General features: G+C 36.9%; 18 protein-coding genes. 11 read left to right on the forward strand and 7 right to left on the reverse strand.

Annotated features, from left to right (window positions below):
• The first annotated feature begins 362 nt into the window (after positions 1–362).
• From trpX to BTM29_RS02345, 7 genes are all read left to right on the forward strand, one after another.
• Positions 363–1,370, forward strand: a complete 1,008-nt coding sequence (gene trpX / locus BTM29_RS02315; protein WP_076613963.1) for a tryptophan ABC transporter substrate-binding protein — start codon at positions 363–365, stop codon at positions 1,368–1,370.
• On the forward strand, positions 1,367–2,257 hold the full coding sequence (locus BTM29_RS02320; RefSeq protein ID WP_076613964.1) for an ABC transporter permease: 891 nt from the start codon (positions 1,367–1,369) through the stop codon (positions 2,255–2,257). Before trpX ends, BTM29_RS02320 begins: the two co-directional genes overlap by 4 nt.
• The gene (locus BTM29_RS02325) at positions 2,254–3,003 is read left to right on the forward strand and encodes an ABC transporter ATP-binding protein (protein WP_076613965.1); all 750 of its coding nucleotides are present in this window, start codon (positions 2,254–2,256) and stop codon (positions 3,001–3,003) included. The genes BTM29_RS02320 and BTM29_RS02325 overlap by 4 nt, the downstream gene beginning before the upstream one ends.
• Before the next feature lie 238 nt (positions 3,004–3,241).
• Positions 3,242–4,267 carry an N-acetyl-gamma-glutamyl-phosphate reductase gene (gene argC, locus BTM29_RS02330; RefSeq protein ID WP_076613966.1) on the forward strand — a complete coding sequence of 342 codons (1,026 nt, stop codon included), beginning with the start codon at positions 3,242–3,244 and terminating at the stop codon, positions 4,265–4,267.
• A 12-nt stretch (positions 4,268–4,279) separates the two neighbouring features.
• Complete coding sequence (argJ, locus tag BTM29_RS02335) at positions 4,280–5,494, forward strand: bifunctional glutamate N-acetyltransferase/amino-acid acetyltransferase ArgJ (protein WP_076613967.1); 1,215 nt, start codon at positions 4,280–4,282, stop codon at positions 5,492–5,494.
• 30 nt (positions 5,495–5,524) lie between these two features.
• On the forward strand, positions 5,525–6,256 hold the full coding sequence (gene argB, locus BTM29_RS02340) for an acetylglutamate kinase (RefSeq protein ID WP_076613968.1): 732 nt from the start codon (positions 5,525–5,527) through the stop codon (positions 6,254–6,256).
• 31 nt (positions 6,257–6,287) lie between these two features.
• Positions 6,288–7,418 (forward strand): acetylornithine transaminase, encoded by a 1,131-nt coding sequence (locus tag BTM29_RS02345; protein ID WP_076613969.1) that lies wholly within the window; start codon positions 6,288–6,290, stop codon positions 7,416–7,418.
• 162 nt (positions 7,419–7,580) lie between these two features.
• Here the strand turns inward: BTM29_RS02345 and BTM29_RS02350 are convergent, their stop codons facing one another.
• The 3 genes from BTM29_RS02350 to BTM29_RS02360 all read right to left on the reverse strand — a co-directional run bounded on the left by BTM29_RS02350 (position 7,581) and on the right by BTM29_RS02360 (position 10,339).
• A complete protein-coding gene (locus BTM29_RS02350; protein ID WP_076613970.1) occupies positions 7,581–8,720 on the reverse strand; it encodes a trans-sulfuration enzyme family protein in 1,140 nt (379 codons plus the stop codon).
• Between the two features lie 21 nt (positions 8,721–8,741).
• On the reverse strand, positions 8,742–9,650 hold the full coding sequence (locus BTM29_RS02355; protein WP_076613971.1) for a PLP-dependent cysteine synthase family protein: 909 nt from the start codon (positions 9,648–9,650) through the stop codon (positions 8,742–8,744).
• 263 nt (positions 9,651–9,913) lie between these two features.
• A complete protein-coding gene (locus tag BTM29_RS02360) occupies positions 9,914–10,339 on the reverse strand; it encodes a MarR family winged helix-turn-helix transcriptional regulator (protein ID WP_076613972.1) in 426 nt (141 codons plus the stop codon).
• Between the two features lie 121 nt (positions 10,340–10,460).
• On the opposite strand from BTM29_RS02360, the gene BTM29_RS02365 reads away from it, so the two are divergent.
• Positions 10,461–11,846: a DHA2 family efflux MFS transporter permease subunit gene (locus tag BTM29_RS02365; protein WP_076613973.1), complete on the forward strand. Its 1,386-nt coding sequence runs from the start codon at positions 10,461–10,463 to the stop codon at positions 11,844–11,846.
• A 26-nt stretch (positions 11,847–11,872) separates the two neighbouring features.
• Here BTM29_RS02365 and BTM29_RS02370 read toward each other — a convergent pair whose 3' ends face one another.
• Complete coding sequence (locus BTM29_RS02370) at positions 11,873–12,061, reverse strand: hypothetical protein (protein WP_076613974.1); 189 nt, start codon at positions 12,059–12,061, stop codon at positions 11,873–11,875.
• A gap of 238 nt (positions 12,062–12,299) precedes the next feature.
• Here BTM29_RS02370 and BTM29_RS02375 point away from each other — a divergent pair, with 238 nt between their 5' ends.
• On the forward strand, positions 12,300–12,623 hold the full coding sequence (locus BTM29_RS02375; protein ID WP_076613975.1) for a helix-turn-helix domain-containing protein: 324 nt from the start codon (positions 12,300–12,302) through the stop codon (positions 12,621–12,623).
• A gap of 196 nt (positions 12,624–12,819) precedes the next feature.
• On the opposite strand, the gene BTM29_RS02380 is transcribed toward BTM29_RS02375, so the two are convergent.
• From BTM29_RS02380 to BTM29_RS02390, 3 genes are all read right to left on the reverse strand, one after another.
• Positions 12,820–14,292, reverse strand: a complete 1,473-nt coding sequence (locus BTM29_RS02380) for an MFS transporter (RefSeq protein ID WP_076613976.1) — start codon at positions 14,290–14,292, stop codon at positions 12,820–12,822.
• 491 nt (positions 14,293–14,783) lie between these two features.
• Positions 14,784–15,788, reverse strand: coding sequence for an SLAP domain-containing protein (locus tag BTM29_RS02385; RefSeq protein ID WP_076613977.1), 1,005 nt, complete (start codon positions 15,786–15,788; stop codon positions 14,784–14,786).
• Positions 15,789–15,887: 99 nt separating this feature from the next.
• Positions 15,888–16,823, reverse strand: coding sequence for an NADP-dependent oxidoreductase (locus BTM29_RS02390; protein WP_076613978.1), 936 nt, complete (start codon positions 16,821–16,823; stop codon positions 15,888–15,890).
• A 198-nt stretch (positions 16,824–17,021) separates the two neighbouring features.
• Between BTM29_RS02390 and BTM29_RS02395 the strand changes: the two genes are divergently transcribed.
• Positions 17,022–18,446 (forward strand): amino acid permease, encoded by a 1,425-nt coding sequence (locus tag BTM29_RS02395; protein ID WP_076613979.1) that lies wholly within the window; start codon positions 17,022–17,024, stop codon positions 18,444–18,446.
• Between the two features lie 179 nt (positions 18,447–18,625).
• Complete coding sequence (locus BTM29_RS02400; RefSeq protein ID WP_076613980.1) at positions 18,626–20,017, forward strand: amino acid permease; 1,392 nt, start codon at positions 18,626–18,628, stop codon at positions 20,015–20,017.
• The last annotated feature ends 11 nt before the right edge of the window (positions 20,018–20,028 follow it).

Below are 20,028 nucleotides of genomic sequence, written 5' to 3' on the forward strand. Positions count from 1 at the left end.
AAGTGAGGGAATCGAACAATTAAATGTTGACAAACTTTTGAGTTTGAAATATGCTTTTTGACATCAACTACTCAACTGAGTTCAGCTGAAAAAAACTGTTAGGAGATTTTACTTATGAAAACTATTATTTCTCTAAACATCGTCAATAAGCGTTGGCAAAGCCGATAATTCAGGTTGATCCGATATGGATATAACCTGAAAAGGATTGTATCCGTGTCGGCTTATTAAACTAGTTTAAAAAACTTAAGCCCGCATGGAATTTCTTTAAATCTATGTGGGATTTTTTTGTCCAAAGACAATCTCACACGCTATGAGATTGTCTTTTTGTTTTCTATAATACACAATATCTTGGGGGAGAAAAAATGAAACATACCAAACGTTTATACGGAACTATTATCTTCTTATTTGCCTTTTTGATCTTTGCTTTTTTCTATACAGGTCACAACGAAAAAGTAGCCAAAAATAAGATTCCTAAAGTCGGCGTACTTCAATTGATGTCACATCCGGCCTTGGACCAAATCAATCAAGGACTAGACGATACACTAAAAAAGCATGGTTACATCAATGGTAAAAATATCAAAATTGAATTTCAAAACGCTCAAGGTGACCAAAGCAACTTAAGAACCATCAGTAAACAATTCGTTCAAGACAACGTTGATGTTGCAGTTGGGATTGCTACTCCATCAGTTCAGTCACTGAAGAATGCTACTTCTACTATTCCTATTGTCATGGGAGCTGTTACTGATCCTAAAGGGTTTGGTATCATCCCCAGCAATACTAAACCAGGTGGGAATATTACCGGCGTATCCGATCAAGCCCCACTTGAAAGTCAATTGAAGTTAATTAGAGAAATTATGCCAGATCTTAAAAATATCGGAATCATCTATACTTCAAGCGATATGTCAGCCACTACTGAAATGAAAAAAATGAAGAAAATTGCTGCCAAACAAGGACTTAACGTCACTGTTTCAAGTATCAGTAATGTAAATGATCTCGAGCAAGTCTCAACTAGTCTTTCACAAAAGGTTCAAGCAATCTTCGTCCCAACTGATAATACAGTTGCCAGTGGTATGAAGCTTCTATCAAGTATTGCTGCCAAACAAAATATCCCAGTTTTCCCAGCCGCAACAACTATGGTTAAAGACGGCGGTCTTGCTACTTATGGACTAAGTCAATATGAATTAGGTGAACAAACTGGTGAAGACGTTGTTAAGATACTTCGTGGTAAAGGAAAGCCCGCTACAATGCCTGTCACATTTATTAAAAAGGGACATTTGATATTGAATGAAAAACAAGCTCAAAAACTTAATATCACGTTCCCAGAATCAGTCATCAAAAGAGCTCAAAAAGAAGGGAAGATCATAAAATGAATTTAATAATATCAACTATTAGTCAGGGCTTCATTTGGGCTATTATGGCCATTGGTCTTTACATCACATTCAGAATTCTCGACTTTCCCGATATGACTGTTGAAGGAAGTTTCCCACTTGGTGCAGTTACTACCGTAATCATGATTCAACACGGCTACTCACCTGAAATATCCTTACTGGTCGCATTTTTATTCGGCTGTTTAGCCGGTTTTGCTACATCTTTCATGTATACAAAATTACATATTCCCAGTTTATTAGCTGGAATCTTGACCATGACGGCGTTATATTCTGTTAACTTACGGATTCTTGGTAAAGCTAATATGTCCTTAACTAAGTCAAACAATATTTTTAACAGCTACGGATTAGACAAGTTACCGGTTAACTTTAACGGTATCATCTTAGGAATCATTATCATCGCTATCATCACTTCACTATTGATAATCTTTCTCAATACCGAAAAAGGACAGGCTGTTATTGCTACTGGAGATAACGAAACAATGGCCGCTTCTATGGGTATCAATACTACCGTGATGAAGTTCATTGGCATCATGGTCTCAAATGGTATCGTTGCGCTAACTGGTGGATTAATCGCCCAACAAAATGGTTTTGCCGACGTTAACATGGGGATTGGCTCTATCGTTATTGGTTTGTCAGCAATCATTATCGGTGAGGTGATTTATCCAGATGTTCCATTAAGCATCAGGATTATCACAATAGTTATTGGTAGTATCGTTTATCGTTTGATCTTGATGATCGTTCTTCAACTTGGTTTCAATACCAATGACTTAAAGTTGATTTCAGCGATTATTCTAGCGTTATGTCTAGCTCTTCCTACTATTAGAGCTCAATTTTTCCAAGCATTCAGAAATGGGGTCAAAAGCAAATGAAATCATTATTAACTATTAAAGATGCTGTAAAAACTATTTATAACGATAATCAGAATCTGAATATCCTAGATGGCATCAACCTTACTATCAATCCACAAGACTTCGTTGTTGTTTTAGGTACTAATGGAGCTGGTAAATCCACGCTACTAGATGCTATCACTGGTGCCAACACCTTAACATCTGGAAAAATCCTTTTGAATGATGAAGATATTACTCAAAAAAATCTGCCAAAACGTAGTCGCTATATCAGTCGTGTCTACCAAGATCCAAAACTAGGCACATCCCCACGTATGACAGTAGCTGAGAATTTGTTACTAGCCAAACGACGTGGTCTACCCAGACGTTTACGTTTACGCAGATTAAAGGATCATATGGAAGAATTCAAATCATTTACGAAGGATCTTCCTACATTAGACAATCGTTTGAATACATTCACAGACAAATTATCTGGTGGTCAACGTCAAACTTTGAGCTTCTTAATGGCAATTATTCAACAACCTCAACTACTCTTACTAGATGAGCATACCGCAGCCCTTGACCCTCAAACTAGCCAAGAACTTATGGAACTTACAAACAAAGTTATTCTAGAAAAGAAATTAACTTGTCTAATGGTAACTCACAACCTATCTGAAGCAGTTCAATATGGTAATCGTTTGATCGTTCTAAAAAAAGGAAAGATAGTTCTTGATCTAGATCAAGAAGCTAAATCCAAATTAAAAGAAGTAGATCTACTGGAATATTTCTAAAATTAATTACACCTCAATTGAGGTGTTTTTTTTATTATGTATTTATTAGAAAATCTCTTTTGTTAAGTTGATAGTAAGCGCATACCCTTAGTCACAACAGATATAATAAAATTAGAAAGTCTGTAATAAACATTTAAAAAATCCTTGTTTTATCGCGAACAAGAGTGTACTCTTTTTATTAATTTCCAACGAAGAGTTGGGATGATTATATTTCACACATCGAGAAAGGATGATAGCAATGAATGTTGGTCTTGTCGGAGTTACTGGTTATAGCGGAAGTGTACTTTATGAGCTATTACGACGACATCCTAATGTTGACCAAGTCAACTTATATGGACATGCACAAAAAGTAGCACAATCTTTGAATGAAGTGTTACCTCAACTGCGATCACGATCTAGCATATTGCCTTATGATCCTGTAGAAATCACGAAAAATAATCAAGTTGTCTTTTTTGCAACAAGTGCAGGCGTTACGACGAACCTGGCCACTCCATTTATTGAAGCCGGCTTTCCAGTAATCGATCTCGCCGGAGACTTTCGTTTGAAATCACGTGAGACTTATAAGAAATGGTATAAAAAGTCTGCTCCTAAGACTGAATATCTAGAAAAGTCACACTACGGACTAGCCGATTTTTATGAAGTTAACGACGCCAAATATGTCGCTAACCCTGGATGCTATGCCACAGCAACACTACTGGCACTAGCTCCACTAATTCAAAATCACCTAGTTGATACGTCATCGATCGTCGTGGATGCCAAATCCGGTACTTCCGGAGCAGGAAAGAAACCAAATGAAATGACACATTTCACTAAAACAAATGAGAATCTACAACTGTATAAGGTTAACCAACATCAACACATTCCAGAAATTGTTCAACAATTACAGATTTGGGACAAAAGCGTACCTTATATTCAGTTTACGACAACACTATTACCACTGACACGTGGAATAATGGCCAGTTGCTACGCAAAGGCAAAGCCTGAAATAACTGAAGATGATGTACGGAATGCTTTTATTCGAACATATTCAGATGACACCTTTGTGAATGCTACTGAAGGAGTTTTCCCAACTTTAAAACAAGTTGTCGGAACTAACTTCTGTGACATAGGTTATCAATTAAACCCTGTTACCCATCAAATCGTAATAGTCAGTGTTATTGATAACCTCCTAAAAGGTGCAGCTGGACAAGCAATTCAGAATTTCAATTCAATGTTTAACTACACACCGGAAACAGGCCTAGATCTAACGCCTGTTTTACCTTAGGAGGATTTTTTTATGCAAACATCTTTAGAAAACACCAGCGAATATCAGATTATCGAGTTCACTTGGCCAAAAGGTTACCAATCAGACGGTCTGCACGCTGGACTTCGTAAAGTAAAGAATGATATGGGCTGGATTTATTCAACTACTCCAGCAAAAGCAGCTGGTACTTATACAACTAACCAATTCCAAGCTGCCCCAACTACTCTAACTAAAAATACTATTAATAAAAATCACACCTTACAAGCCATTATCATGAACAGTGCTGTTGCCAATTCATGTACTGGAAAACTTGGTGAAAAAAATGCTTTAACTACTCAAAAATTAGTCGCTGAAAAACTTAATATCAACCCTGACTTGGTTGGTGTTGCTTCAACTGGATTGATTGGGGATCAGTTACCTATGGATATCATCACAAAAGGTATCGAAAAACTACAACTGACTGACAACACTGAGGTTACTAATGCAGTTCTAACAACTGATAAGCATGCCAAAACAATCAGCATTCAAATCGATATTGATGGTAAACCTGTTACTATCAGTGGATTCTGTAAGGGGTCTGGCATGATACATCCAATGATGGCAACAATGTTAGGATTCGTTACGACCGATGCAAATATTGAAGATGGCCTATTACAAGAAATACTTAGTTCAGAGGTCGACTCAACCTTCAATCAGATAACAGTTGATGGTGATACATCTACTAACGATATGGTTGTCACAATGGCTAACGGACAAGCTGAAAACACTGAATTAACCAAAGACAGTCCAGATTACCCTAGCTTTGTTTCCGCCTTTCATGAAGTATTGAGCACCTTGGCACAAGATATTGCCGAAGACGGTGAAGGCTCAACTAAGCTAGTCGAAGTCAACGTACAAAACGCCGCTACACACGACGATGGTCAAAAAGTTGCCAAAGCAATTGTCGGTTCTAATCTTGTTAAATCTGCAATTTTTGGTGAAGATGCCAATTGGGGTAGAATCGTGGCCGCCATTGGCCAAACCGACGCTACAGTGGACATTGAACACACATCAATATGGCTAAATGACTTACCTTTAGTTGTTGACAGTCAAGCTGCTGACTTTGACGAAAAAGAAATGAAACAAGCATTATCAAATAATAAAATCACTATTCTAGTAGATCTGAATTCTGGAACTAGTACCGGACAAGCCTGGGGCTGTGATTTAACCTACAATTACGTCCGAATTAACGCCACATACAAAAGCTAAAACAAAAAAATAAAGTATGAGGTGTTAATAATGGAAGGTACAATCGTTATCAAAATCGGCGGAAACGCTAGTAATCAACTACCAGATACATTTTTCCAACAAATCAAGAATTGGTGGGATATGGGTAAACATGTCCTAATTATTCATGGTGGTGGTCCACAGATCTCCAAATGGAGTGAAATGTTGAACCTATCTGTCAAAAAAATTGACGGTATCAGAGTTACCGACGATGCAACTTTGGATGTTACAAAAGCTGTCTTATTAGGCATGGTCCAACCCAAGATCTGCCAATATCTGTCAGAATCTGGATTACCAGTGATCGGTATGAACGCCAGTGATAATCATCTTATTACAGGTGAATATCTTAATAAATCTGAATACGGTGAAGTTGGTAAAGTCACTGGTATCAATAAGCAATGGCTTGATGAAGTCCTTGAAGACCAAATTGGTGTGCTAGCCCCACTTGCTCAAACAAGTGATGGTCAGTGGTTAAACGTTAATGCTGACATGGCTGCCGCTAAGATTGCAGTGGAATTAAACGCCGAATCATTAGTTCTAATAACTGATGTCCCAGGCGTCTTAAATTCCGGCAAAGTAGTTTCTCAATTGACTGAAACCGATGCAGATGATCTATTTAAAAAAGACATCATCAAATCCGGAATGATGCCAAAAATCAATGCTTCTTTCGCAGCACACAAAAATGGTGTCGATCAGACATTCATCACAAACGATTTAAGTAAACCGGGAACTCATTTTCAATAAGTTTAAACAAAAAAATCAATGGAGGTTCATTATGGAACATGTATTCCCTACTTACTCACGTTTTCCATTCGACCTAGTCAATGGACATGATGTATATCTGGACGACAATCACGGCAAAACATACCTAGATTTCACTAGTGGTATTGGTGTTTGTAGCTTTGGATATAGTAATGAAATAATTCAACAAAGTGTTGAAGAACAAATCAAAAAAGTTTGGCATATTTCTAATCTTTACGAGAGTGAACTACAAGATAAAGTTGCTGACCAACTTTGTAACGATGATCAACTTGCCTTCTTCTGTAACTCTGGTACCGAGGCCAATGAAGCTGCCTTCAAATTGGCACGTAAAGCCAGTGGTAAATCAACTGTTATTGCGTTTAACAATGGATTTCACGGACGTACCTATGGTTCAATGTCACTGACTGGTAATCCTGATATAAGACGTGGCTTTGAGCCATTAGTACCAGATATAATCTTTGCCGACTATAACGATGATGCAGCAATCAACTTGATAAATTCAGACGTTGCGGCCGTTATTCTAGAAGTTATTCAAGGTGAAGGTGGCGTCAACAACGGTAACAAGTCTTGGTTGCAAGGTATTCAAAAAGCCTGCCATGATAACGGCGTTATATTAATCATTGATGAGGTACAAACTGGTATCGGTCGTACTGGTACTAAGTTTGCCTTTGAACAATTCAACCTTGACCCAGATATTATCACTTCAGCAAAAGCACTTGGTAACGGAACACCCATCGGTGCCATGATCGGTAAAAAGAAGTTTGCTAAGTTCTTTGGACCTGGTACTCATGGAACTACATTCGGTGGTAATAAAATTTCTCTTGCTGCTGCAACTGGTGTTTTACAACAATTAACTCCTGAATTTTTGGATGGTGTTCAAAATAAATCTAAGACTGTTTGGGATTATTTAAATAACGAGATTGCTCCTCTAAACTCGGTTACAGATATTAGTGGATTGGGACTCATGATCGGTATTCATATTGATGATAAATTCCCTGTTGGTGATGTAATCAGCCAACTACAAGACGCTGGCTTGTTAACTCTGTCAGCTAAATATAATACTTTAAGATTACTTCCACCACTTGTTATGAGTGAAGAAGAGTTGCTGAATGGTCTTGAAAAAATCAAACTAGTTTTGAAATAACATGACTCTTTTCCTACTCAAACTCGCAGTGAAAACGTGTGCCAAAACACAATTTTCTTCGTTTAATAAAAAATAAGTAGACATCCACGCAAGTGGATGTCTACTTATTTTGCATTATACTCGAAAACTGAACGTGTTTTGTCGCACTCTGCCTTTTTGTGACTAAATTTGATCAAATGCCTGCTTCAAATCATCTAATAGATCTTTTGAATCTTCAATACCGACTGATAATCTCACTAATTCATCTTTAATACCATTTTGTAAGCGGATTTCACGAGGAATGGCAGCATGGGTCATGACTGATGGAACCTCAATCAAACTTTCAATTCCACCTAAGCTTTCAGCTAGATCAATCAACTTTAAACTCTCGACAAACTTCTTAGGGTCTAAGCCTGGTTGTAGTTCAAATGAAATCATTGCTCCAAAGGTATTCATCTGTTCCTTAGCAATTTCATATCCTTTTGACTCCTTATTACCCGGATAATAGATCCTTGCGACTTTGTCATTATTATTCAAATAATCATAAACAATCCTAGTGTTCTCATCATGGACACGCATACGTACACCCAGTGTCTTAATTCCACGCATCAATAACCAACTATCATCTGGTCCCAGCACACTTCCGATTGAATTCTGTAGGAATGCCAAGTCTTCAGCAATCTTGTCGTCACTTGTAACAGCAAGGCCTGCGACAACGTCACTATGACCACCAAGATACTTAGTAGCACTGTGCACAACGATATCTGCACCTAGTGTTAATGGATTCTGATTATAAGGTGTCGCAAATGTATTATCAACAATAGTCTCCAAATTATGTTTCTTGGCAATTTTGGCGATTCCTTTTATGTCAGTAATCTTTAACAATGGATTAGTTGGTGATTCAAGGTAGATTGCCTTAGTGTTTTTTTGAATAGCCTTTTCCACTGCATCAAAGTCACTAGTGTCTACTGATGTGAATTCTAGTCCAAATCGTTTTAGAACTTTATTGATCAATCTAAACGTTCCACCATAGACATCGTTTCCTACAACTATGTGGTCACCAGATGAAAATGTTGAAAATACTGCATGAATTGCAGCTGATCCAGAAGCAAATGCGAATCCATATTTGCCATCTTCGATTTCAGCAATTAAAGTCTCTAATGAAGCACGAGTGGGATTGCCTGTGCGTCCATATTCCCACTTAGGACCAGCTCCTAGTTTGTGTTGGTGAAAGGTTGAAGAGCGGTAAATCGGTGTTGAAACTGCCCCTGTCGTTGGATCTTCACTGAAGCCACCGTGAATAAGTTTTGTATTGAATTTCATAATAAATATCTCCTTTAATTTTTAGTTATAAATATGTTTACTTAAATAACGTTCACTAGAATCTGGGAACACCGTTACAATCGTTGAATTGCTTGGTAAGGTTCTTGCTACCTCTAAACTAGCCGCCAAGGCCGCTCCACTGGAACTTCCAGCAAACAATCCTAGATTTTTTGCCATCCATCTAACGTAGTAAAATGCATCATCGTCGTCTATGGTTTGAATATCATCAACTTTGATTTCTTTAAAGAATGGTGGGACAAATTCGACTCCTATACCTTCTGTTCGATGAGAATGTTTAGGCCCTCCATTTAGAATTGAACCAGCAGGTTCAACGGTGATCGACTTCATTTCGCGATTTTTTTCTAGCAATGCCTTGGCTGTTCCAACAAATGTACCACCACTACCTGCCCCCGCTACAAAGGCATCTATTTTCGTTGGTATATCATGTAATATTTCTTGGCCCATTGTCTTGTAATACGTCTGTGGATTAGCTTCGTTAACGAATTGCATCGGTACATAAGAATCATCTATTTGTGAGGCCAAGTCACGTGCTTTTTTTATTGCTCCGACGATACCATCTTCAGCCGGAGTATTGATCAATTCAGCACCTAGGGCTTTCATCAAAACTTGTTTTTCTTGACTGAACTGGTCTGGAACAACTAACTTCACTGTCAAATGATACTTTTGTGCTGCCAATGCAACACCGATCCCCGTATTACCGGCTGTCGGTTCAATAATTGTTGTTTTATCTTTAATAAGTCCTTTTTCAATTCCATCCTCAATTAAATTGACACCTAAGCGATCCTTAATGCTCCCACCAGGATTGAACATTTCCAATTTAGCGTAAATATTGCTTCCGTTAGGTACCTTTATATCAAGTTTCATTAAGGGTGTATTGCCAATAGTTTGGTAAATATTATCAACTAACATTCATCTTCTCCTTAAAATTATATAAAAAAAGGGTGCAGATAATTTTATCTGCACCCTACACGATTATCACTAAACTTTGAGTTCATCGAAAAATTAATTACTCAAACTAGTGGACCGCATAAAGTGCGTTCCACAACAACAACTGTTCTTTGTTTGAATATTAATTAATAACATATCGAAGAACCTCCCGTTTGATTTATGCTTATGACAATAGGCCTATCTACAAAATTTGTCAAACACTTTTTAATCGTTATAACGCCACACTAGTCTGATAATTCCTTGATACAGTGTTGCAAAGCGGTTCTTACAATATCTTTATTCTCTGATCCCATTACATTAATGATCCGCCTTTCTGTTTCATTAAAGTAATCATCGATCTGTTTTGCCAGTGAATGTGCCTTAGGTGTCAAAATGATTCTTTTCAATCTAGCATCTGACTTTACAGGGACTCTTACTAATAGATCACGATCCTCCATTAATTTTAATGAGCTAGTGGCAGTTGCACGTCTAATATTAAATTCTTTTTCAACATCTTTTTGAAAAATATCTTGGTTGTTTTCTTCGTGAGATACATAATCAATAATACTGATCTGCACACTGGTCAATCCAAGTGTTTGCGCATATTTCTCTGCATCTCTATTAACTGCATTATTTGCCTTTTTTATCAGTATACCAAACAATCTATCCATGTCTCTCACTCCTATTGTTATAATTCTAACATTTAATTTATACTAGCACATATAGGGTCAATTGTGTTATAACTTCTTTAGTTAGTTTGAATTCTAACAATAATCTAGAGAGGAATTTTATATGAATCGTCAATTAAATTCAAAATTAATAATTTCAATTATCGCCACAGGACTTCTTTCCTTTTGCGGTGTTGTGGTCGAAACCGCCACAAATATCACTTTCCCAGTTTTAATGAAAGAATTCAGTGTCTCAACTTCAACCGTTCAATGGATGACTACAGGATATCTACTTGTTGCATCAATCATGATGCCTCTTTCAGCTTTTCTAAAAAATAGTTTCACATCAAAAAAACTGTTTTCTACTGCATCAATCCTCTTCATTCTTGGACTACTGCTTGACGTAACTGCGCCAACCTTTATCCAACTAGTTACCGGTAGAATAATTCAAGGAATCGGTGCTGGTATTGCATTACCATTAATGTTCAATATTATTTTGGAACAAGCTCCAATTAATAAAATCGGCTTCTTAATGGGATTAGGAACACTGGTCACAGCAGTTGCACCAGCAATCGGACCAACGTTTGGTGGATTAGTCGTTGATACTTTCAACTGGCGCAGTATCTTTTTATTCCTACTACCAATCGTAATCCTGGCTCTTATCTTAGGTCTTGTATCTATTCAACAAGTAACCAAGCCAAAACGTACCAAGCTAGATTTCATTGGATTGATCTATATAGCTTTGACCTTTGTAGGGATCATAGTCGGCTTCAGTAATTTATCTACTATCGTTACTAGTCCGATGAACTTTTTCATTCCTTTTGTTATTGGTGTTATCTCCTTATTCTTGTTCTTAAGACACTCCGTTAAATCAGACAATCCACTTTTGAATCTCAACGTATTTAGTAACAAATCATTTTCACTTCATCTTGGTGCTTACTTCTTGATTCAACTAATTGCCTTAGGTATTTCCTTTATCCTTCCCAACTATATACAATTGGTGAACAACAAAAGTGCCTTGATAGCGGGATTAATCGTTCTACCAGGTGCAGCGATTGGAGCAATTCTAGCACCATTGAGTGGAACTATTTACGACAAGCTTGGTGCCAGAAAACCTATAATGACTGGAATAATACTTGAAATCATCTCCTTGTTACTATTCTTTATACTTGGTAAAACATTGACTATCACTACGATCCTAGTCATCTATATCATCTTGATGCTCGGTATGGGGTCAGTCATGGGGAATACAATGACCAATGCCTTACAACAGCTAAATGAGACGCAAATTGCTGATGGTAACGGTATGTTCAATACCGTCCAACAATTTGCCGGAGCGGTGGGTACTTCAATCGTTTCAACCATCATTGCCTTCTCCCAGAACTCAAACAGCAGCCTTACTTATTCAGCTAAGACTGCCATCGGCGCACAACACGCATTTTTATTGTTGTTGATATTCATCCTGATTGCTTGTTTAAGTTTAAATCATGCTACCAAGAATTCCAAATAACCCCCCATACTCAATTTTTTAGAACTTTACTTTTTTGCTTCATATTTTATGGCTGCATAAGAAGTATCTGTAGTATTGAAAAAATCTACATCGATCACCTTATTGTCACTTTTCTCTAGTCTTTCAATTGTCATATTCAAATTTTCCGTAAAAATATACTGTCTCTCGGACTCCTCAGCTTCTTCATGATACGGAACCAATTTAATTTGTAACATTTTCTAATGCCCCATCTTCATTATATTTTTCACTACACGTACTATATAACATGTTTTATTGATGAACTGATCCTAATTGCCGTGAAATTTTAGTTTAAAATATTTAATATATAATTCCTAAGTATTATATTACCCAATAATCAAAAAAACACGTACTATCTTCTGTTCAAATTGCATTCATTCTAAACTAAGGTAAAGAATGACCCAAGCATGTCTGAATTACTGAAGGAGTATACGAATGATTAATGAAATCGGTAAAATAATACGTGACAAAAGAAGGTCACTAAGTTTGACCATTGAACAATTGGCTGAAAAGGCTGATGTCAGTGAGAGTTTAGTTTCACAGCTTGAGCGTGGTGTTAATAGCAACATCTCAATAAATAAATTGGAAAGAATCTCTACTGCTGTAGATTTGAAATTGCCCGACCTTTTTGATAAGCCTGCAAATAATGGTATCAAGTACCTCGAGTTACTCGACTTTTTAGCTGACCTTCCCCGTGATAAAAGAGAAGACATATCTGACAAGATCTTAGCGCTATTATCTTCGATGCATACTTTATAGAATATTGATTTCACTATAAAATAAGATTCAAATACATCCGATAAACATTGGTATCATGAACCACTCTCAATATATTACAGATTTTTTAGCAATACAATATGTTTTATGTATTGTATTGAAAATAATTTATAAAAATACGCATTATAAACCATGCAAAAAAAACGAACCCGTATAACGAGTTCGTTTTTTTGTATCTCTATATTGCACTCTTTTTATGAGCTTCACTACTAAATAAATAAACCAAAATTATAATAACCAAAATAATTAAAATCAATGCCGAAAGCATAATATTATGAATTCCTGAAAAGAAGATTCGTTTCATCTCTGGAACGACAGCCTTTGGTAATTCCTTAGCAACTGCCGCGTTGCTCAACTTATTCATCATCGACATTGTAATATGTCCATGGCTTCCTCTGACACCCTTGATCAAGGCTAAGTTTAAAATGACTCCATAAATTGATGACATGAAAGTTTGACTCAAAATCCTGACTAAATAAGCAAATGAAGTGGAGATTGGTACATCTCGTTGTTCGACATCAAATTGCACAGCAATCAATAACGCATTGAAACAAATACCAACACCGAATCCTTCAAAAACACCCATTATCAATAAGAAGGTATAACTAGCGTTTTGACTAGCCCAAAACAATCCGGCAAAAGAAATCAGAAACGAAAGCGTACCAATAGCAATGATCACATAGCGACTCATTCTTCGTTGCATAAACGGCTCCAACTCTGAGCCAATGAAGTTAGCAATTGCGCCCGGGATTTGAGTCATCCCACCGATTAAAGCAGTGAGTCCCATAATTCCTTGAGCCCACATTGGTATATAGATATTAAACGCTACAAACGATCCCCATAATAAAGCAAATAAAATCAAATCAATAACTAATTTTTCATTTTTGAATAAACGATTAGGCACAATCGGGTCTTCAACCTTTTCCTCAACTCGCGACATCCAAAAGATTAACCCCGCTCCTAAAATAATAAACACTAACGTAATCCAAATTGATGAAACTCCAAGTAACTGAATTCCAATCAAAAACGACGTTAATCCAAGAACCATTAAAACAGCTCCGAAATAATCGACCTTTTCTTCATTCAACTTCTCTTTAATATTGAAGTAAATTGAAACGATCGTTATCGAAAGTAATGCCAAAGGTAAATTTATATAAAATACCCAATGCCAACTGAATGAATCAACGATCCAACCACCAATCAGTGGACCAACGATAGACGTTCCACTGAATCCAGCTGAGGCAATTCCGATAACTTGTGAACGGCGTTTTATATTTTTGAAAATTTGTGAGTAGATGATGAACGGAATAGTGTTCATCCCACCAGCACCGATCCCCATGATACTTCTAGCGGTGATAAACCAAATAATGTTGGGAGCTAGTCCTTGAAACAAGGCTCCAATCATGAAAACAATTGTAGCGGTGATATAGGCAACTTTGTTACCCTTCTTCTCCCCAAACTTACTCCACAGTGGTGTTGAAACTGCCATCCCTAACAAGAAAATGGCTACGATCCACCCCATGTATTGAATACCATGCAAATCACTAATAATTGCTGGCAATGCAGTATTGATTATTGTTGCATCGAGTCCAGCCATCATATTCGACAAAACTAACGCAAAAGTAACCAGAATTTTACGATTTCTACTCATGTAATTACTTCTTCCCCTTATATTTTTACAAATGAAAATAAGACTTACACAGTTGTGCAGAGTCTTATTTCAGAAAACATTCAACTACGATTTCCATTACCATACACAATTTGTCATTAATTATAGGCTTATTTTTCTAATCAAACAAATAACCTTATAATTTGCTGATGCGCTCAAAAATAATTATTAACAACTTCAATTTTACTTAAATTTTCTGTGGAAAACGTGTGACAAAATTCCACTTTTTTCACAGAATTCGCTAAGCGCTTGTGACACATAAATGGTTTTCTTACGAAAACGTGTGACAAAACACAATTTTCTCAATATAAGCCCAAAAGGCGATTTTGACATTACTGGTTTTCTAGCGAAAACGTGTGCCAAAACACAATTTTCTCAATATAAGCCCAAAAGAACCCGTATTTACATGCGTAAATACGGGTTCTTTTGGGCTTATAAACGAAAACTGAACGTGTTTTGTCACACTCTAAATATTATTTAATATCTTTAGCAGCAACCCATTCATTTGTAGCAACTTTATACATCTTTTCACCATTAATAGTAGCCATCTTAGTTGTTAACCAGCTAGTCTTGCCACCTAATCCACGGTTTTTAATTGCAGTTCCATCGGCTTTATACAAAGTTGTACTACCCTCAGATATTGTTGTAACAGCGGTTTTATCAGCCTTTACAATTCCATCAGGTAGCGTTGCATCTGTATTAGTGTCAGTATCCGTGTTTGTATCAGTATTTGTGTCTGTACTTGTACTGTCACCTTCAACAGTTACATCAGAACCTTTAGCCCACTCACTTGTAGCTACACGATAATAAGTTACTCCATTTAAGACCAACTTCTTATCAACTGACCAAGCTGAATTTGGTGCTAGGGCACGTGACTTAATAGCACTTCCATCGACTTGATATAAACTTACATTATCTTTGCCAGTTGTTACTACACCTTTAAAGCTAGAGATAGGATCAACCTTTGTTACTGTGACGATTTGTGTATTACCATCTGTTTGGATGGTTACTGACTTATCACTAGCAGCATATCCACTAGGAATCTGCTCATCAGTTAAGTCTACTTTATCTCCAACTTTTTCTGATGAAACAGTAGTTCTGCCGACTTCTGATTCGTCTGCAGTTTTGAATATAATATTGTTTGAAACAACCTTGTTAACAAAAACTGATTGTTCATATGATTTAGCACCATTAGCGTTAACCAAAGTAATAGTCTTATTACCAGCATTTTGTAATGCATATCCTGCTGGAATACTGTTCAAAGTTTGTGTTGAACCCACAGCACCAGTCAATGTTTCAGTTCCAACCAAATTGTTAGTTGCATCATAATAACTGATATTAGCAGTAACGTCTGTATCAGCATCTTTTGTAGCAGCTGCAGTTACTTCTTCAGCAGCGTTAACTACTGCAGGTGTTGTTGTTGCTCCAAAAATCAAACTTGAAAATAAAATACCACTTAAAATTATCGATCTTCTCATACTTAGTATTCCCTCCGATTATAATAACTACCTATAATATAATCTTGGGGGAACGTATGTGCAAGGTTGATATTACAAATGTTAGAAGACTGTAACAAATTATTTCATAGAAATAACAATTTTACCTTTAGCATGATGTGATTCACTAACCTCTTGAGCAGCTTTCACACCATCTTGAGTGAATGGATGTGTGCTATCAATGATAACTTTAACAACGCCTTCACTCACCAAATTAACTAGTTGTGTCAATTGTTTACCATTTGGTCTCAGCCAAATACTTTGGGCGGTGATATCTTTTGCTTTCGCCAAATCTTCATCTATATTGCCTGCAATGGTAATGAGTCGACCACCTTGTTTCAGAACAGAATAGCTCTTAGCCAAGGTATCGCCACCAACAGTATCAAAAACGGCATCTAGGTCATTCAATTCCTTTGAAAAGTCAGTATCATGATAATCGATCACACGCTCAGCTCCCAGACTCTTCAAGAATTCTTCGTTCTTAGCACTAGCCGTCGTATACACATGTGCACCAATATGTTTCAACAATTGAATGGCAATGATACCAACACCACCGGCACCTCCTTGCATGAGAACTTTTTGTCCAGGTTTAACTTCCAAGTAATCATATACACCCTGCCAAGCTGTCATTCCAGCCAATGGTAATGCAGCAGCTTCTTCATATGAGACATTCTCCGGTAGTAAAGCTAATTTATCCTCTTTGACTGCTGTATATTCAGCATAAGTTCCACGATTTGTTAAATCAGGACGGGCCAAGACTTTATCGCCAGTCTTGAATTCTTTAACCTTTCGTCCAGTTCTTGTAATAACACCTGCAACATCCCAACCTAATATAATAGGAAACTTTAATGGGATCGATTCTGCCAAATATCCCTCACGAAGTTTCCAGTCAATTGGATTGACCGATGTAGCTTTCACCTCAACCAATACTTCATCATCGGCTATTTCTGGAATAGTGATGTTTTCCATTTGTAGTTTATCTACATTACCGTACTCATTAATAACTACTGCTTTCATTAAAAATCCCCCTCACAATGCATTTTAACTATGTCTTAGTACAATATGTCAATATTACCAAATTTTCAAACTTTTTGTTTGAAAACGTTTTCTTCGAAAAAAATAAGACAATTCTACCAACAAGGAGTATGATAAGTCACATGATATTAATACAGGTGTTCAGTATTAATGAACACCTTCAAAGGACGGGATTTATTTATGGAGAAGAAAACATTAAGTCGGAGCCTTTCATCTAGACAAATGCAGATGATCGCTCTTGGGGGAACAATCGGTGTCGGACTATTTATGGGGTCAGCTTCCACCATCAAGTGGACCGGTCCATCCGTATTGTTGGCTTATGCTTTAGCAGGGCTAATTCTTTACATGGTCATGCGAGCCCTTGGTGAAATGCTCTATGTGGATCCTTCCACTGGTTCATTTGCCAAATATGCTACAGAATATATCCATCCTGTTGTTGGTTACTTAACAGCTTGGAGCAATGTCTTCCAGTACTTAGTAGTAGGAATAAGTGAAGTTATTGCTGTTGGTACTTACTTGGAGTTTTGGTGGCCCAGTATGCCAAAGTGGATTGCCGGAGTTGTTGTAGTTGTCACTTTATGTGTCGCTAACCTTACTTCTGTTAAAGCTTATGGTGAATTGGAATTTTGGTTTGCTTTAATCAAAGTTGTCACAATTATTTTTATGATTATTCTTGGTCTTTTAGTTATTATTTTTGGTGTTGGTAACCATGGTCATCCAGTTGGTATCAGCAACCTTTGGGTTAACGGTGGATTTTTCACCGGTGGATTAAAGGGATTTGTTTTTGCGTTATCAATTGTTGTTGCCTCATATCAAGGTGTTGAAGTTATTGGTATCACTGCCGGTGAGGCTGAAGATCCACAGAACAATATCGTTCGTGCCATCAGATCGATCGTTGGTAGAATCTTGATTTTCTATATTGGAGCAATTTTTGTTATCGTATCAATTTATCCTTGGGATAAGTTAGGAACAATTGGTTCACCATTTGTTGAAACATTCGCCAAAGTGGGAATTACTTTTGCGGCTGAGATCATCAACTTTGTTATGTTAACTGCTGCTATGTCTGGTTGTAATTCTGGTATCTTCAGTTCCAGTCGTATGCTTTATACACTAGGACTAGAGAAGTACTTACCCAAATCATTCACTAAGTTATCTCCACACAAAGTTCCTTATATACCAGTTATTACAATTTCGGCTGGTATCTTAATTGGTTTGATCTTGAATTATACTTTGCCAGTTTTATTCCACACTTCTAGCAACATATTCGTTATTGTTTATAGTTCCAGTGTTCTACCTGGAATGGTTCCTTGGTTTGTTATCTTGATAAGTGAGCTTAGATTCAGGAAACAAAACGCTGAACATATGAAGAATCATCCCTTCAAAATGCCACTATATCCTATCAGTAACTACTTATCTATCGTTGCCTTACTGATAATCTTAGTATTCATGTTTATGAACCCTGAGACTACAGTGTCACTAATGGTCGGAGTGGTCTTCTTAATAGTAATGACTGCTATCTACTTCCTACATGAACGTGGTAGAGATCATACACAAACTAACGCAACTTCAACTGATGAAGCCTTCGCTGAAGAAGACGAAAAATAATTTACGAACAATCTATATACAAATAGTCCATAACCGTAATGGTTATGGATTATTTTTGTATAATTATGATATTAAATTGGCATATTTTCATAAAACTACGTACTTTTCTGAAAATATATAGTATTATTAAAACAAATCAAATTAGATTAATTTATGTTTAAGAAGGGTGAATAACAATTATGAAAGAGGAAAAATTAAAACGAAGTCTTTCATCTCGACAAATGCAGATGATCGCACTGGGTGGAACCATTGGTGTTGGACTATTCATGGGGTCAGCTTCTACCATCAAGTGGACTGGTCCATCAGTATTGTTAGCTTATGCACTGGCCGGGTTGATTCTTTACATGGTTATGCGAGCACTTGGTGAAATGTTATATGTTGATCCTTCAACTGGTTCATTTGCTAAGTTTGGTACAGAGTATATCCATCCAGTGGTCGGATATTTAACCGCCTGGAGTAATGTGTTCCAGTGGTTAGTCGTTGGTATCAGTGAAGTTATTGCTGTTGGTACTTATTTGAGCTTTTGGTGGCCTAATGCCCCACAATGGATCGTTGGAGTGATAGTTGTCGTTACACTATGTATCGCTAATTTAACCTCTGTTAAAGCTTACGGAGAACTAGAATTTTGGTTCTCACTTATCAAAGTCGTTACTATTATCTTCATGATCGTTTTAGGTTTTTTGGTAATTTTATTTGGAGTTGGTAATCATGGTCATCCAGTTGGTTTCAGTAATCTCTGGGCAAATGGTGGATTTTTCACCGGCGGTCTTAAGGGATTCATCTTCGCATTATCGATCGTAGTTGCCTCGTATCAAGGTATCGAGGTTATTGGTATCACTGCTGGTGAAGCCGAAAATCCTAAAGAGACCATAACACATGCGATTCGATCAATTGTCGGTAGAATTTTGATTTTCTATATTGGAGCAATCTTTGTCATAGTAACAATCTATCCTTGGAACAAATTGGGCACAATGGGATCTCCATTTACTGAGACATTTGCCAAGTTCGGTATCACTTTTGCGGCTGAAATAATCAACTTTGTTGTTTTGACTGCTGCTTTGTCGGGTTGTAATTCTGGTATCTTCAGTTCTAGTCGTATGTTATATACATTAGGTATAGAAAACCGTCTTCCAAAGGCATTCACCAAGTTATCTCGCCATAAAGTTCCCTATCTGCCAGTAATCGTTATATCTACTGGTATTCTAATCGGTTTGATTCTTAATTATGCCTTACCACTTATTTTTCACACTTCAAATAATATCTTCGTCATCGTATACAGCTCTAGTATTTTGCCTGGTATGGTCCCATGGTTCGTTATTTTGTTCAGTGAATTAAGATTCCGGAAACAAAACGCTGAACAAATGGTCGATCATCCCTTCAAAATGCCCTTTTATCCCCTTAGTAACTACCTTTCCATTGCAGCTTTAGTAGTTATTTTGTTCTTCATGTTCCTCAATCCTGAAACTACAGTTTCATTATTAGTTGGTGTAGTATTTCTAGTGGTTATGACTCTGATATATTTCATTAGAGAACATCGAATTGATAAAAATGACAATGTAAGAAAAGATTAGTTTTCACACAA

The sequence above is a fragment of the Companilactobacillus allii genome (assembly GCF_001971585.1).
Classification (GTDB): Bacteria; Bacillota; Bacilli; order Lactobacillales; family Lactobacillaceae; genus Companilactobacillus; species Companilactobacillus allii.